Origin of the sequence: Bacillus sp. AL-1R, assembly GCF_052180195.1 — a bacterium.
Classification (GTDB): domain Bacteria; phylum Bacillota; class Bacilli; order Bacillales; family Bacillaceae_G; genus Gottfriedia.
Genome location: NZ_CP197469.1, coordinates 1,947,012 through 1,963,016, shown reverse-complemented (window position 1 = coordinate 1,963,016; position 16,005 = coordinate 1,947,012). Strand labels below are relative to the sequence as shown.

Sequence of the window (16,005 nt, the reverse complement as noted above, 5' to 3'; positions counted from 1 at the left end):
CGCTTTCAAACATTTAAGAATGAAATATAATTATCAAAAAGGGAAAAGCCACTCTGGAAAGTGGCATTTTATTTTATAACATTAATAATTCGCGAATGTCTTCTTCTGTTAAATTATACGAAGCTTTTCCATTCGTTTCGATAATTTCTCCTATTAATTGTTTTTTCTTCTCTTGTAGTTCATTCATTTTATCTTCGATTGTTCCTTTAGCGACTAGTTTGATCACTTGAACATCATTCATTTGACCAAAACGGTATGCTCGGTCCATTGCTTGATTTTCAACCGCAGGATTCCACCAATTATCATAAAGAATAACAGTATCAGCACCAGTTAAATTGAGTCCTACTCCTCCTGCCTTTAATGAAATTAGGAAAAAGTTATGTTCCCCAGCATTAAATCGATTGCATATTGATAATCGTTCTTCTGCCGGAGTTTGCCCATCTAGATAAAAAAATGGCTCTCCCATTATTGATAGTTCTCTGCCGATTAAATCTAACATTTTCGTAAATTGAGAGAATATTAAAACTCTCCTACCGGCTATTTTTGATGCCTCAATAAGTTGAAATAGTTGTTCAAACTTGGCTGAACTACCTTCGTAACCATCTATAAAGAGTGCAGGATGGCAACAAATTTGTCTTAAACGTGTTAAACCGGCTAAAATTTTAATATGATTTTTACCTAAAGTAAGTTTATCTACAGCTAAATGCTTTAATGTATCGTGTCGTAGTTTTGCTAAATATGCTGCATATAATTTTTTTTGTTCCGGTAACAACTCTACAGATTCCTTCGATTCGATTTTCTCAGGAAGTTCCTTAAGTACATCTTCTTTTAATCTTCTTAATAAGAAAGGTCGAACTCTTTTAGAAATTGTTTTCCTAGTTAAATTACTAAAATCTTTTAATCCCCCAAATAATTCAGGAAAAACTACATGATAAATTGCCCAAAGTTCTTCGAGTGAATTTTCAATTGGTGTACCTGTTAAAGCAAACCGTTGCTTGGCATTTAGCTTTTTAACAACTTTAGCTGTTTGAGTAAAAGGATTTTTAAAATTCTGTGCCTCATCAAAAAATACTGTATGAAACTTTTGCTTTTCGTACCACTTTATATCATTTCTTAACAACGAATAAGAAGTAATTAAAACATCGATGTTGACTAGTTCTTTTTGTATTTTTAACCTCTCATTTTTATTTCCATCTATGACAAGTGCTTGAATTTCCGGTACAAATTTGAATATCTCGCTTAACCAGTTATACGTTAATGCACTGGGACAAACAATTAGGATCGGTGTATTTAATGTACGGATTTCGTTTAATACGGATTGAATATACGTTAAACTTTGAATTGTTTTACCTAATCCCATATCATCAGCTAAAATTCCTCCAAAACCGAATTTAGCTAAATTCTTCATCCATTTATACCCAAAAATTTGGTAGTCTCTTAACCAATTTATTAAGGATTTAGGAACTTCTTCTATTAATTCATTTGGATTGATTAAACTATCATAAAAATGCTGCAAACGATCTTCAATTTTAAATAAACTAGTATCTTCCGCTGAATCTAAAAAATATAGACTATTTTTTATCGGTAAGTTTAATACACTTTCATAATCAAACTCTTGTTCAGGTACTGCATTTAAAAATCGTCTTATCTCTTGTAATTCTTTCGTTTCAAACGAGTACAAAGTACCATCTTGTAACCGATAATATTTCCGTTTCTCTTTAAGTGCTAATAATACTTCTTTGATTTGTTTTTCTGGAATGTCTAATTCAAACTTAAATTCCAACCAATTCGTTCGTTCTCTTTTTAAATTAACGCGTATTTGTGGTTTCTTACTTTCTTTAAAAATTCTATTTCGAACTGCACTCGTAGCATAAATTTCAGTAAGTTTTTCAAGTTTCGGTAATCTATTTCTTAAAAACTCGTATTCAAGTTCTTCATTTTGTAGGAAATAGCCACCTTCTGTTTTTGAAAAAGAACTATCTTCCATTAATTGTAGTATTTCTAATTCTTTTTCTTCATCTCTAATTAACGTTTTACTAGGTTGAATTTCTCTTTTATCTAGCGGATTAATCACGATGCGATCATAATGAAATTCGAGCCCTGCAAGTAATTTATTTTTTATACGATCTAAATATAGCTTTGCTCTTAACGGGGTTTCTGAGTACTGGTTTGATAATTTTGTAGGTAAATGCACCTTACCTAGTTTGATAAGCCCTGGAATTACTTTCTCAACGTAAAGGTGGATTTGATCTGTTGGAATATTTATTTTTTCATGTGCGGTATATTTAACAATTTGTTTTAATTCAACAAGTCGATTAAATTCTTCTACTTTTAGTTGATATATTTTCCCGCGATACAAGACTGTTGAATAAGCTTCTATTATTGTTAATTGCTCGATTCCATTGACAGTTAAAAAATATTGACCTTCTAATTGCTCTATTTCAAATTCCAATGGTAATTTATCTTCGGTAAATGAAATTCCATTAAATAGTATTCCATTTTCAATTATTTTGACGTTTTCCAAATCTTTAACTAAATTAATGAATTGGCTCCAAATGATCGGTGAAATGAACATATATTCTTTTTTCTTAGTTAAAGATCCATTAAACATTTTTTCATCATCTAACAATTTTATTAAAAGTTCCCATATACGATTAACTCCATTTTGTACACAGTGTAAATTAGGGTCAAATATACGATCAGCCGAAATTTCACTTGATTTCCCTTCTTTAACATCCTTTAAAAAGTTGCGTAGATTTTCAATTTTCTTTTTTTCATATGCCATGGCAATTCCAAGAATTTTTTGCCCTTTACCTATTTCAACGACTTCGCAAATAAACTCGAAATCAATTAGTTGCCGATCGTCAAAATGGTTTAATTGTCCGCTTTTACGAATCGTTTTATCTTGAAAAAGTTCTAAAATACCATTTGACTTATTTGTATCGGAATCTTCTATAAGAACATTAATTTCATTGAGATTCCCCTCATTTTTCTGCTGTTCAAAAATCGAAATTAAAACTGCAGCTATATGCTGACAATCCGTTTTAATTGAAGCTAGTTTAGGACAAGTGCACTGACAATAATAATCACCATTCTCTTCTTTTATTACTTTAACGGTAAAATCTTCATTTCCTATAACTGTAGCTGTACAATGATCAATAGTATATTTTTCGATTTGTACTTTATTTGCGCGATAAAAAGAGTCACCTCTTTTGAAGGAGACTGTACCGCAGCGTTCTTTTATGATTTTGTGATTTAATTTTATCTTCAATCTAACTGCTCCTTCCAAAATAAATAAAACGAATATAATTATATTACCATTAATTAATTATTTATCTAAAATATTGAATCAAATCTTCTTATAAAAATAGAAAAAAGAAGCCATTTTCGACTTCTTTTTGTGAATATATTTATTTTTGTTCTACAATTCCATGTCTAAATGCATAGATAACAGCCTGGGTTCGATCGACCACTTCTAATTTCGTTAATATATTACTTACATGGGTTTTTACCGTTTTTAATGAAACAAACAAAGTATCGGCGATTTCCTGATTTGATTTACCTTCAGTCATTAAATGAAGCACTTCTTGTTCTCTAGCCGTTAAATCATCATGTAATTCGCGTTGAGTAGATTTTCTCATTCTATTCATCATTTTCCCAGTAACAACTGGTTCTAAAACTGATCCACCTTTATGTGTCGTTCGTATTGCATTTGCGATATCACTAGCTCTAGAAGTTTTTAACATATAACTAATTGCACCTGCATCAATTGCCGGATAAACATTCTCATCATCAATGAAGCTTGTAACAATAATGATTTTTGCTTCTGGCCATTTTGAAATAATTTGTTTCGTCGCTTCAATTCCATCCATTACTTCCATAATTAAGTCCATTAATACAATATCTGGGCGTTTTTCTAATACAAGTTCAACGCCTTCTTTTCCATTACTTGCTTGACCAACCACTTCAATATCAGATTGAGTACTTAAATATGTAGAAACACCCATTCTCACCATTTCATGATCATCAACTAATACGACTTTAATCAAAATTTCCCACCTCTATTCAATTACTGGAACTTTTACTTCAATCTGTGTTCCTCTTTTTGGTATACTTACTATTTTTGCCGTTCCACCAATTTCAGATGAACGTTCACTTATTGATTGCAATCCATACGAACCAGTTTTTCGGTTCTCGACATCAAAACCAATGCCATCATCAATCATTCGAACTAATACAAAATCTTCAATTTTTCTAATTCGTATTTCAAAAGTTTTTGCATTTGCATGCCTTAAAGTATTTGATAATGCTTCTTGTATAATCCTAAATAAATGATCTTCTACTCCTTTTGAAAGTGAAATATCATCGATTTTCCACTTTAATTGAAGAGCTTGGCGATTTGTTAATTCAGTTAGTAACTTTTCAACACCCTCTTTTAAGCTTTTCCCTTCTAACTGAACTGGTCTTAAATGTAATAAAAGTGCACGCATTTCTGATTGAGCATTAATCGCCATTTTTTCAATATATTGTAATTGTTCTTTAAACGTAGTTTCACCAAGTTCATTAATTGCAGAAATCATCATCGAAATCGCAAATAACTGTTGGCTCACTGAATCATGTAATTCCCTTGCTAGTCTATGACGCTCTTTTGTTACAACATCTTCCATTGTTTGAGATTCAATTAACTTCTTTTCATCTACTAATTTTTGAACAGTCTTTCTTGAACCTTCAATTTGTTTAGATATTTTTTGTAGTTGTAATTCAATTTCGTTATCAATTGATCGAATTGAGTGCTCTGATTCTTTATGGTAAATTCCATTTTCTGCCTTCACGATCCCTTCCAATAAAGCTTTTTCATTATGACGAATCGTGCTTAAAACAGCCGTACTATAAACAATTGATATGATTATGATTGCTACAAATAGGATGAATAGCAACGGAAAATTTCCAATTTTATACAAAACCAATTTATCAAAGAAAGTCTGATCGATGAAATAATAAACAACTCCACAGATCAAAATACTTGATGTAAATGCGGCAAGACAGATTGATAAAAAAATACCTTTGTCAATTTTCATTTGTTTGTCACCTCAATGTTTCCGATTGCTAAAGAAGTGACAATTTTTAACTTTCTAGAAGCTTCTTTATAATCATTAGAAGTGAACTTACAATTTTTGTTAAACCCGTTCAATTTATTTTTAAGGATATTAATTTTACCAAATAAAGTTGAATGTTGGATCGAGACTTCTAAATCATACGGCACATATAAAGTTATATTACCAATGATTCCATTTAAAACCAGCACTGTCTCTCCTTCAGGAATAAATGACTCTGAAAGGTCAATTATGACATCACCAATACCAAAATAATGATCTACATCTTCTAATTCAAATGAATCATTCTTTAAATGGATATTTGTTAAAAATCGATTTGAAATGAGTGAATTTGTTTCAAAGACACCTGTATTCGTTGTTTCAACTATGTTAGGTATAATGACTTTTGCATTAAATTTCGAATTAACAAATATTAAATAACCAACATAAATCACAATAAATGATAATACACCTAAGATGGATTTCAATTGAAATACATTACTGATAAATAAAATGATTCCTCCAAAAAACGCGATATTCGCAGAGGTAGAAGGGTAAACTTTACGTTTTTTTGCCCCATACTGAAATAAATAAATACCTACCCCAGCTGCGATTATTGCAAAAGGATTCATAAATAGATCGAATAATAATCCTATGCCTGCAATTATGAATAATAATCCAGTTAATTCATTGCTAGACAATCGTCTAAATCGCTTCATATAGCTCTCCTCTATTCACTAAACTAGCTTGTTAATAGCAATCGAAAGCTTTTGTTATTAACTATTCTACTATGTAGTTTATCTATTTTTTGTTCGTTTTGATACAAACTTAAGTATTGTCTTATCTCGGTCTTAAGACTGAGATTTTTTAAAGAAATATGTAACTGATCTTATACTAGTTGTGAGTAAGTTAATTGTGATTTTTTTCTATTTACATACTTAAGAGCCTTATAATAGCCATTTAATAAGCTTCTTCTTGAATTTATATTTCCTCATGCACCCCATATAAATCACTAAATTTCAAAAAGAAAAAGAAGAGTATTAAAACTCTTCTCTCTTATTTATAAGACTTAGTATTCATCATTTTACTAATTTTTTTCCACTTATCTCTTTCCTGTCTAGCTAGAGATGCATCTTGTTTCCGTTCTGCATACGCTAGTTCTCTCATTAATTTACGATAGCTTGTGAGCCTTTGGTGATCTAACTCGCCGTTTTCGATAGCTTGATTGACTGCACATCCTGGTTCGGTTTCATGTGTACAGTCTGAGAATTTACATGATTTAGCTAATTGTTCGACATCTGTAAATGTCGAGTTAATATGCTCTTCTCCACCCCAAAGTTGTAATTCTCGCATACCTGGTGTATCGATGACCATTCCGCCAGATGGTAGGAAAAATAATTCACGGTGCGTTGTTGTATGTTTCCCACGATCGTCACCTTCACGTACGTCCCCAGTTATTTGTATTACTTCACCGATTAATGCGTTTAATAATGTAGATTTACCAACACCTGAAGAACCTAGTAAGGAAACAGTCTTCCCGGATGTTATAAGCTGTTTCAGTTCTTCAATACCTTCTCCATTTGTACTATTCACAGAATAAATAGGTACACCAAATGCAATCTCTTCAACAGCTGCAATTTTGGAAGATAGGTCAGTGCATAAATCCTTTTTAGTTAAAATAATAATGGGATTTGCCCCACTATCATATGCAACAAGTAAATATCGTTCTAATCTTCTTATATTAAAATCGTTATTTAATGCCATTACTAAAAACACGTAATCGATATTAGCAGCTACTATTTGTTCTTCAGTTTTTTCTCCTGCAGATTGCCTTGAAAATTGACTTATTCTCGGCAATACCTTTTGAATAATTGCTTTGTTCTCACTTTTTAACAGTTCAATAACAACCCAATCTCCAACGGATGGATAATCACTTTTTACTTTTGCCTGGAATTGAAATTTCCCAGAAACTTCACCAGTTAGTTCATTTTCTCCATCATGCAATTTATAAATTTGTCTTTGTTCAGATATTACTCTTGCAACTACAGTATTTTGATCCTTTTCTCCGAACGCTTCGTTCCAACCTAATTGTTTTAAATTCATTTTGTCCTCCAATTATATAAGGACAATAATGAAGAATCACTCCATTTTTTGTCCTCGACTTTTTACCTTCATCTGAACTAAATTCATTAACATTCCCATAATCATCACTCCGTTTCGTATATAGTACTTTTAGTATATCCAAATTTTAGAAAATCGTCCATATGAATTAATTGAATATTAAAAAAGGACGAAACATTCTTTTTTTATTTCGACATATTTTGACAATTCCCATTTTTTTGTTTAATTAAACTTTTATAATATTAAAGTAAAAAATAATAAAAACCCTTGAAATATTTCAAAAACTTATTATTATTTAGATATAGGTCTTTTTATTCAGGCTGTACTAATACAGGTCAATCGACAAAGTCTAAAAATACTAGTTTAATGCGAAAAATCAGTATTGCGAGATTTGTCTGACAATATAAAAAACTTTACACAAATACGCTATTGTGTGTTATACTAAGATAGTAAATTGGTCCTAAGTTATTTCGGACGAATCTAGATAATAAAATTAGTAGCATTGTTCTGTTGGAAATAGTTAGAAATTTTTTTTAACTTAAATTGTCGAAATTTGTTGAATTCGGAAATTATTTTTTACAATAAATTGACAGAATAGTATATGAATTGGCGACAATAAATATTCATACAGAAAATTACACAGAATAGCAATTATGAGGGAGGAATTTGAATGAGCGTAGCAGCAAAACAAAACGTTTCATCAAACGAGCAAAATCAAAAAACGAAACACCCACCTGGCCTTTACTTACTATTTGCAACAGAGGCTTGGGAGCGCTTTAGTTATTATGGAATGCGTGCACTTTTAGTTCTTTACTTGACTACTTCAGTAGTTCAAGGTGGTCTTGGATTTAAAGATGCTTGGGCACTACAACTTTATGGATTATTTACTGGTCTTGTATATTTCACTCCAATCATTGGTGGTTGGATTACAGATAATTTCCTTGCAAAGCGTTCTGCCATAACACTTGGTGGTATTATAATGGCAGCTGGTAATATCGCATTATTCGGTATTCATTCTTCAACTGGTTTATACCTTGGTTTAATTTTAATGATTATCGGTAATGGTTTCTTCAAGCCAAACATTTCTACAATTGTTGGTGAACTTTATGAAGATAATGACCCACGTCGTGATGGTGCATTCACTATCTTCTACATGGGGATCAACTTAGGTGCATTCTTTGCTCCACTTGTTACTGGTTATTTAGCTCAAACTTTATTTATGTCAAAAAATGCTGCTGGCGATGCTTTATACGGTTACCGTTATGGTTTCTTAGCAGCTGCAATCGGTATGATTATTGGTCAAATCATTTTCAACTTATTAGCTTCAAAATATCTTGGTGATTTAGGTACAAAACCTAACGCTAAAGTTGTGAAAGAGGGTAACAGCGCTTCTGTTAAGGATGTACCTCTTACTAAAAAGGAAAAACAACGTACGACTGTTATCTTTATCTTAGCTGCATTCGTAGTATTTTTCTGGGCTGGATTTGAACAAGCTGGTTCATCATTAACGCTTTATACTCAACGTTTCTTAGATCTTCAAGTTGGAAGTTTCAATGTACCTTCTGCTTGGTTCCAGTCTGTAAATCCATTATTCATTATGCTTTTCGCTCCAGTTGTTTCGATGATCTGGATTAAAATGGCAAAAAGTGGTAAAGACATTAGTGTTCCTGCGAAAATGGCAATGGGTCTTATCCTATTAGGTGTTGGTTTCGCATTCACAATTATGGCAGTTTTAAAAACAGGTTCTGATCCAAATCATATTACTGTAAAAGCAAATATGTTATTCATGGTTATGACATATTTCTTCCATACAATTGCTGAATTAGTACTTTCACCAGTTGGTTTATCAGCAGTATCTCGTTATGCACCAGCTAAACTTGCTTCATTATTAATGGGTGTATGGTTATCATCAAGTTTCATTGCAAACTTAGTTGGCGGTCAATTAGCTGCTTTTACAACAACACTTGGAATGTTACAAGTATTCTTAGCAGTAGGTGGAGCAGCAATCGTAGTAGGATTAATCTTACTTGCTATATCACCAAAACTTGCAAGAATGTTAGACTAATTACAAAAAAGAACTCGAGTCTACTCGAGTTCTTTTCTTTTTCTACATTTTTATTTACCAGTACTACCAAACCCACTTACTCTTTCTTCCCCTGCGAAATCATCATCAGCTAATAAGAACTTTTGGAAAACAGCTTGTCCAATTCTTTCACCTTTTTGAATGATTACAGGCTCCTTTGATACGTTGATTAACTGCATCATGATATGGCCATCGTTTGAAGGGTTGCTGTAATAGTCTGAATCAATTACCCCTACCCCATTTCCTTTCATTAAACCTTTCTTAAGCGGAGTAGAAGAACGTACAAATAATGCTAAAAATTCGTCTTTTTGCATATACGCTTTTAATCCTGTACCAACAAGTTTGATCTCGTTTGGATTAATAATTGTCTCTTCAATACTTTCAATATCATAACCAGCAGCATGAGTCGTTGCTCTTTTCGGAAGATTCACCCCACAATTTTCAAATCCTTTTGCTACTTCAAAACCTCTTATTTTTTCCAAATCTTTCACCCTTTACCATTTAATCCATTCCTAGTGTAACATAGATATTTTCGTAATGAGAGAGGCTGTCTAAAAAAAAAGACAGCCTCTTACTAATTATTTGTTCATCTTATAATAATCTTGAGTGTTATATTGTCTAAATCCACAATCGATATATAATTTCTTCGCGTTGCTGTTTTCTAGAGCAACTTCTAAATGAATTTCATTTCCAATCTCGTGTTCTTTTTGAATGATTTGGAGTAAAGCATTTTTTCCATATCCCTTCCCTTGGTATTCTGGAAGTATTGCAAAGCCAAATATCCAACTTTCATTATTTTCACGAAGCAAGCTCATTTTACCAATTTTTTCATTATTTACTTCTATTATATAAATATGACGATTTGGTTCATTTAAAATGCGTTGATTGTACTTCTGTGCATCACTATTTTCAAATCCAAAACATACAACATCTAAATTTGAAATAAATGCGAAATCGACTAGCTCTGCTTTCTTAAATTTAACGATTGGTGTATATTCTTTTACCTCTTGGTTTTTCCAAACCATTTGATATTCAGAAAATGAATAGGAACAATTTTTTTGATGTCGAATAAACTCTTTCGCTGATGCTGAAGCTTTAGGGGCATTTAATAAAATAGTCTTGACTGAAGATAATGAATTTAGTGCTTCATTTAACAAACTGGAAAAAATACCTTTTCGGCGAAAATTTGGGTGAACCATACCACAGATTTCAACTTTTTCTCCAAAGTAGTAAGTCGCTAAAAATCCAACTAATTGATCTTCTTCATAATGAAAAAAATCTTCATTTACATCATTTTTTCGATTTCTTAACATTTCCCAGTTTAGCTTTAAAGTTATTTCATCAAATTTTTCGCATGTATCTTGCAAGACGGTTATTTCGTTAAATTGTTTGTCTGTCATCAAATTTTCCACCTTCTTATTTCAATATTACGCTTAGTCCCTTTAGATTTATTCAACAAAAAAGCATTACTTCCTTTATTTAGAAGAATGCTTTCATTGAATCAATTTCTATTAATTTCCTCAAGAAGTACATCAAGTGCATTATTTTGATTTGATGATTTCATATTGGTAATGAAAAAGTCTTTTTTAGTTTGAAGTTGTTCAATTGATGCTTGAAGTGTTTTGTCCGTTAAATCTTCTTCTTCTAACATTAATGCAAAGCCTTTTTCTTTAAAAGAATTTGCATTTACTATTTGATCTCCCCTACTTTGGTTCTTCGTAAGAGGGATGATTAACATCGGCTTATGTAGCGCTAAAAATTCAAATATTGCATTTGAGCCACCTCTTGTAATAATCATTTGAGATGCGGCCAATACGTCTGCTAGTTCGTCATGAACATATTCAAATTGCTTATATCCTTGAATATTTGTTAAACTTTCATCAACATTACCTTTACCACATAAATGGACAATTTGATACTTTTTAGTGAGATCCTGTAATGATTGTCTAACAGTCTCATTGATTTTCTTTGCTCCTAAACTTCCACCCATAATTGTTAATATTGGTATATAGCTTTTAAAATTAAGGAATTCTAAGCCCTTTTGTCTTGAGCCATTTAATAGTTCCCTTCTAATTGGCGAACCAATTACTGTTGTTTTATTTTTTGGAAAATAATTTTTAGCCTCTTCAAATGAAGTAAAAATTTTCGTAGCAAATCGCTGTGAAATTTTATTTGCAAGTCCTGGTGTCATATCACTTTCATGTATAAAAATTGGAATTTTCAATGTGCTTGCTGCAATGATTACCGGTACAGAAACAAAGCCACCCTTTGAAAAAACTAAACTTGGCTTAATTTTTTTTAATACTTTTCTAGCATCAACACACCCTTTTATAACTCGAAACATATCAATAATATTTTCAAAATCTATATATCGTCTTAATTTTCCGCTTGAAATGCCGTAATAAGGTAATTCAATTTTATTAATTAATTCCTTCTCAATTCCTTTTTTAGACCCAATATAATGGATATCCCAATCATTTTTATTTAACTCATTTATAATGGCTATATTCGGTGTTACATGCCCTGCGGAGCCGCCACCTGTAAATACAATTGTTTTCTTTGACATATTAACTCCTATCTTTGTTCGTTTTCATACTATTAACTTAATCACAAATTTTAAACAAAACCAATACTACGGTCAACTTATTCAACTCAAATTTTCAAATTGCCCACACTATTATGAACTACTGTTATTCTCAATTGTATATCTTTATGAATCTTTGTAGCTAAAAAATGCATAGTAAGTTAAAGTATTATCTTGATAAATTCACCAAATCAAAATGTATTTCCTTCAAAAAGAAAAAATGCATTACTTCACTTTTTAGAAGTAATGCATTTTATATGCTTCAAAACATGACTGATTTCAATGCTGATCTAGTTCATGTATTGAAAAAATAACAATTAAAATAATCAACCGAATTTATCTCTTATCAGTAGGATCAATTTCAAACCATTCAGACATCGATAAGTTAGTAGTAGTGTCCTCCCAGTCATCTATTGATAAATCAGAAAAATCCGTTTCTAATAATTGTTCAGATGTTTTCTTTTCATTAGTGACGTTTGTATGATTGTAATTTTGATGTTGTTCTTCCTTATGATTTGAAAAAACAGATGATATTTCTGAATAATTTTTTTGATTCATGCTAGTTAATTCATTTACTATGCCGCTAGATTGACTTTCGTCCAATGTACTTGCAGTATACTGATTTAGATCTGAAGTTTGATTATTAAACTTTTTCCTATTAGCTACTCTTGAGTTATGCTGTTTTTCCTCGACATGACCGTGTTCTTGCTGTTCATCTTGATGTTGATGCTCTTTGTGCGTATGATGCTCTTTATCACCTTTATGGTTAGGTTCGAATATACTTGCTGAAAATTCCTCCACATTATGGATTAAATTTTCAGCCCAATTAAGATGATCTTGTTGGTGTTCATGACCTATGTGCTGCTTTTGATGTCTGTTTTGCTTTTGATGTTCTTTATTCTCGTTTTTATGGTGATGTCCATTATCTTTATTTTGAAGTGAGCTTGTTTCATTTTCACTTTTAATCATTGATAGTGTAGTTTTTAATTCTTTTTCTATATTAACAATTTGATGGTCAAAACTATGTAATTGCTTTTTAATTTCTTCCATATGGGACTCTATTTCATCTATTCTTTTGTTGACCTTATGCATATTTTTTTGATGTTCATTTTTTTTCAAATCAAACTGCTCTAATAATTTATCAAATGAAAGATCCATTTTTCCTCACCTATTTCTTTTTTTAATATTATGTGTAAATCCTCTTTATCCAAATCCTATTTAATGTAAAATTAACATTATGAAGTTGTAAAATACAAAAGGGACTCCTTTTAGAAGTCCCAATTCGATTTAGTCTCATTCATATAATTTAAATAAAATTTTACCAGTTATCACTGTTACATCGTTTTGATTCTTTGCATTTACTTTAAAATGTAGATTGTTTTCATCAATTTTATGAAGAGTTGAATTTAATGTAATGACATCATTTAGAAATACCATATTCTTAAATCTAATCGAGTAATGTTCAATAAATCCGACTTCTAAATAATCTGAAAAAAGCTTTGCTAAATTCCCCATAGTCCACATGCCATGTGCAATTATTCCAGGTAAACCAGCTTTCTTTGCTTCCTCATCAATGGTATGAATTGGATTATAATCACCTGATGCTCCTGCGTATTTTATTAAATCAATCCGAGATACTGGGTCAAGAACAACTGGTTTCAACGAGTCTCCAGCTTGTAAATCTAATATTACCGTCATACCGTTAGCACCTTCCTAACCTCTTCAGTTATGATCACAACTGATTTAGTAGTAAATATTATATTACCTGCTTGATCTTCACCGTTATCAGACAGTACTAGAAATCCCATAAAGCCATGTCCACCACGTTTTTCATAATAGTCCTTAATTTCTGTGTAACAATTAATGGTTTCACCTACGAAAAGTGGCCTTTTATATTCAAATGTTTGCTCACCATGAATTAATCCAACATTCGGTAAGTTGAAATTTTCGATTTTCCCATAGTCAAATACTCTTGGAAAAGTAGTCGGAGCAATATTTTGTCCATATCTAGATTGTTTTCCGTATTCTTCATCAACATAAATTGGATGTAAATCTCCAATTGCTTCAGCAAATTTTTTCACAGCACCACGTTCTACAGTATTTTTTACGGATTTAGAGCGTTTTCCAATAAACGATTTAAACATTGAATTCACCTCTTTTTTTATGCTTTAGGTCCACCAGCAACATATAAAACTTGCCCATTTACATAGGAAGACTTCTCATCTGCAAAGAAAGCCACTGCATTTGCTATATCCTCTGGTTTACCTGTTCTTCCGGCTGGGATTTGGCTTAAACTTGCCTCAACAAGTTGTTCAAACGTAATACCAATTCGTTTTGCTGTTTCTTTTGTCATTTCAGTTTCGATAAACCCTGGTGCCACAGCGTTAGATGTGATTCCGTATTTACCTAGTTCAATTGCAAGGGTTTTCGTTAAACCTTGTAAACCAGCCTTTGCAGTTGCATAGTTTGATTGTCCACGGTTTCCAAGTGCTGATGTTGATGAAATATTAATGATTCTTCCATATTTTTGTTTAACCATATAACCTTGTGCAGCACGTACGACATTAAATGAACCTTTCAAGTGTACATCCATAACTGTATCCCAATCTGAGTCTGTCATTTTAAATAATAAATTATCGCGAATAACACCTGCATTATTGACAACAATATCTATTGAACCAAATGTATCATGTACTTCTTTCATAGCAGTTTCAACTTCATTAGAATTAGTAACGTTTGCAACTCTAGTATATATTTCATACTCTTTAAATTCTGAAGCAGTTTGTGATAGTGCTTCTTCATTCACATCAATAATGGCTACTTTTGCACCTTCTTTTGCAAATAATTCTACGATTCCTTTTCCGATTCCTCGACTACCGCCTGTTACAAAGGCTACTCGACCTTCAAATCTTCCTGACATATTCTTCTCTCCCATCTTTTAAATGTATTGACCTAATTTAACATGCCCTTTTAGTAAATTACGTGAGATGATTAAACGTTGGATTTCATCAGTTCCATCGTAAATTCTCCACAATCTTGCTTCACGGTACCATCTTTCAATTGGTAGTTCTTTTGTATAACCGATTCCACCATGAATTTGAAGTACGCGGTCAACAACTCGATTTCCCATATTCGAACCATATAATTTCGCCATTGATGCTAAATGCCTATTGTCCTCTCCTTGATCGAGTGTATATGCTGCATTTAACACGAGCCATTTGGCTGCTTCTATTTCAACAGCAGAATCCGCTATTTGCCATTGTATAGCTTGTCGTTGGGCAATTGGTTTTCCAAATGTTTCTCTTTCTTTTGAATAGTCAATGGCCATTTGTAATAAGCGTTCAGCTGCTCCAACTGCCGTAGCCCCTACAATCCATCTTGCAAATCCAATCCATTCAAGTCCTAAATTATAGCCACCATTTAATTCTCCTAAAATATTCTCTTTTGGCACACGGACATTATCAAATACTAAACCAGCTGGTCCCCATTCGCCCATCGTATGGATAAATTCAGATTTCCAACCCATTTCCCGGTCGACTATAAAACAAGTTACACCCTCTCTTCCACCAGTTTTTTGATGTCTTTCTCTATCCGTAATGGCAATGACCATTACAAAATCCGCTTCGTTTCCGCCTGTAATAAATGTTTTCTCACCATTTAATACCCATTCATCCCCATCCTTTACAGCGGTCATTTTAATGTTTTGAGTATCAGAGCCCGCATTAGGTTCCGTCATCGCAAAGCATGATTTTTTCTCACCATTTATTGTAGGAATCAGGTATTTCTTTTTCTGTTCTTCGTTACAATAAAATAAAATATTATCCGCGTAACCACCAAATTTAAAAGGAACGAATGTTTTTGAAATTTCCATATAAATAATTGCTAACATCATTTGGCCTAAATCTGCACCACCATATTCAGTAGGTGTATTAATGCCCCAGAAACCAGCTTTTTTTGCTTTTAATTGAAGTTCCTTTTCAACTTTAGGATCTAAGCTTGGTCTACCTTCACGCTCATTTCTAAGTACTTCATTTTCTAAAGGGATTAATTCTTTTTCAACAAATTTTCGAATTGTTTTTTGAATCATTTTTTGTTCGTCAGTCAGGCGTAAATGCATTTAAATT

14 protein-coding genes are annotated in these 16,005 nt (G+C 32.0%); 1 reads left to right on the top strand and 13 read right to left on the bottom strand.

The genetic code is table 11. The features are described 5' to 3' along the window. Nucleotides 1-73: 73 nt before the first annotated feature. From ACSBO6_RS09270 to rsgA, 5 genes are all read right to left on the bottom strand, one after another. Nucleotides 74-3,271, bottom strand: a complete 3,198-nt coding sequence (locus ACSBO6_RS09270) for a DEAD/DEAH box helicase (protein ID WP_098848103.1) — start codon at nt 3,269-3,271, stop codon at nt 74-76. Between the two features lie 139 nt (nt 3,272-3,410). Further along, nucleotides 3,411-4,049 (bottom strand): response regulator transcription factor, encoded by a 639-nt coding sequence (locus tag ACSBO6_RS09265; RefSeq protein ID WP_056476946.1) that lies wholly within the window; start codon nt 4,047-4,049, stop codon nt 3,411-3,413. A 12-nt stretch (nt 4,050-4,061) separates the two neighbouring features. Continuing rightward, on the bottom strand, nt 4,062-5,078 hold the full coding sequence (locus ACSBO6_RS09260; protein ID WP_098848101.1) for a sensor histidine kinase: 1,017 nt from the start codon (nt 5,076-5,078) through the stop codon (nt 4,062-4,064). Next, entirely contained in the window at nt 5,075-5,812 is a 738-nt protein-coding gene (gene liaF / locus ACSBO6_RS09255) for a cell wall-active antibiotics response protein LiaF (RefSeq protein ID WP_498844526.1), read from the bottom strand. Before liaF ends, ACSBO6_RS09260 begins: the two co-directional genes overlap by 4 nt. Before the next feature lie 337 nt (nt 5,813-6,149). Further along, nucleotides 6,150-7,196 carry a ribosome small subunit-dependent GTPase A gene (gene rsgA, locus ACSBO6_RS09250; RefSeq protein ID WP_498844525.1) on the bottom strand — a complete coding sequence of 349 codons (1,047 nt, stop codon included), beginning with the start codon at nt 7,194-7,196 and terminating at the stop codon, nt 6,150-6,152. 688 nt (nt 7,197-7,884) lie between these two features. Between rsgA and ACSBO6_RS09245 the strand changes: the two genes are divergently transcribed. Continuing rightward, entirely contained in the window at nt 7,885-9,279 is a 1,395-nt protein-coding gene (locus ACSBO6_RS09245; protein ID WP_098848096.1) for a peptide MFS transporter, read from the top strand. Nucleotides 9,280-9,329: 50 nt separating this feature from the next. Here the strand turns inward: ACSBO6_RS09245 and ACSBO6_RS09240 are convergent, their stop codons facing one another. The 8 genes from ACSBO6_RS09240 to ACSBO6_RS09205 all read right to left on the bottom strand — a co-directional run bounded on the left by ACSBO6_RS09240 (nt 9,330) and on the right by ACSBO6_RS09205 (nt 15,998). Further along, nucleotides 9,330-9,779, bottom strand: coding sequence for a dCTP deaminase domain-containing protein (locus tag ACSBO6_RS09240; RefSeq protein ID WP_387365873.1), 450 nt, complete (start codon nt 9,777-9,779; stop codon nt 9,330-9,332). A 96-nt stretch (nt 9,780-9,875) separates the two neighbouring features. Continuing rightward, nucleotides 9,876-10,697: a GNAT family N-acetyltransferase gene (locus ACSBO6_RS09235; protein ID WP_098848094.1), complete on the bottom strand. Its 822-nt coding sequence runs from the start codon at nt 10,695-10,697 to the stop codon at nt 9,876-9,878. A 101-nt stretch (nt 10,698-10,798) separates the two neighbouring features. Beyond that, entirely contained in the window at nt 10,799-11,863 is a 1,065-nt protein-coding gene (gene murG / locus ACSBO6_RS09230) for an undecaprenyldiphospho-muramoylpentapeptide beta-N-acetylglucosaminyltransferase (protein ID WP_098848092.1), read from the bottom strand. Nucleotides 11,864-12,217: 354 nt separating this feature from the next. Then, a complete protein-coding gene (locus ACSBO6_RS09225) occupies nt 12,218-13,039 on the bottom strand; it encodes a hypothetical protein (RefSeq protein ID WP_498844524.1) in 822 nt (273 codons plus the stop codon). Nucleotides 13,040-13,174: 135 nt separating this feature from the next. Further along, nucleotides 13,175-13,579, bottom strand: a complete 405-nt coding sequence (locus tag ACSBO6_RS09220) for a MaoC/PaaZ C-terminal domain-containing protein (protein ID WP_498844523.1) — start codon at nt 13,577-13,579, stop codon at nt 13,175-13,177. Continuing rightward, nucleotides 13,576-14,025 carry a MaoC family dehydratase N-terminal domain-containing protein gene (locus tag ACSBO6_RS09215; protein WP_498844522.1) on the bottom strand — a complete coding sequence of 150 codons (450 nt, stop codon included), beginning with the start codon at nt 14,023-14,025 and terminating at the stop codon, nt 13,576-13,578. Before ACSBO6_RS09215 ends, ACSBO6_RS09220 begins: the two co-directional genes overlap by 4 nt. 17 nt (nt 14,026-14,042) lie before the next feature. Further along, nucleotides 14,043-14,801, bottom strand: coding sequence for a 3-oxoacyl-ACP reductase FabG (gene fabG / locus ACSBO6_RS09210; RefSeq protein ID WP_498844521.1), 759 nt, complete (start codon nt 14,799-14,801; stop codon nt 14,043-14,045). An 18-nt stretch (nt 14,802-14,819) separates the two neighbouring features. After that, entirely contained in the window at nt 14,820-15,998 is a 1,179-nt protein-coding gene (locus ACSBO6_RS09205; RefSeq protein WP_498844520.1) for an acyl-CoA dehydrogenase family protein, read from the bottom strand. Between the last annotated feature and the right edge of the window lie 7 nt (nt 15,999-16,005).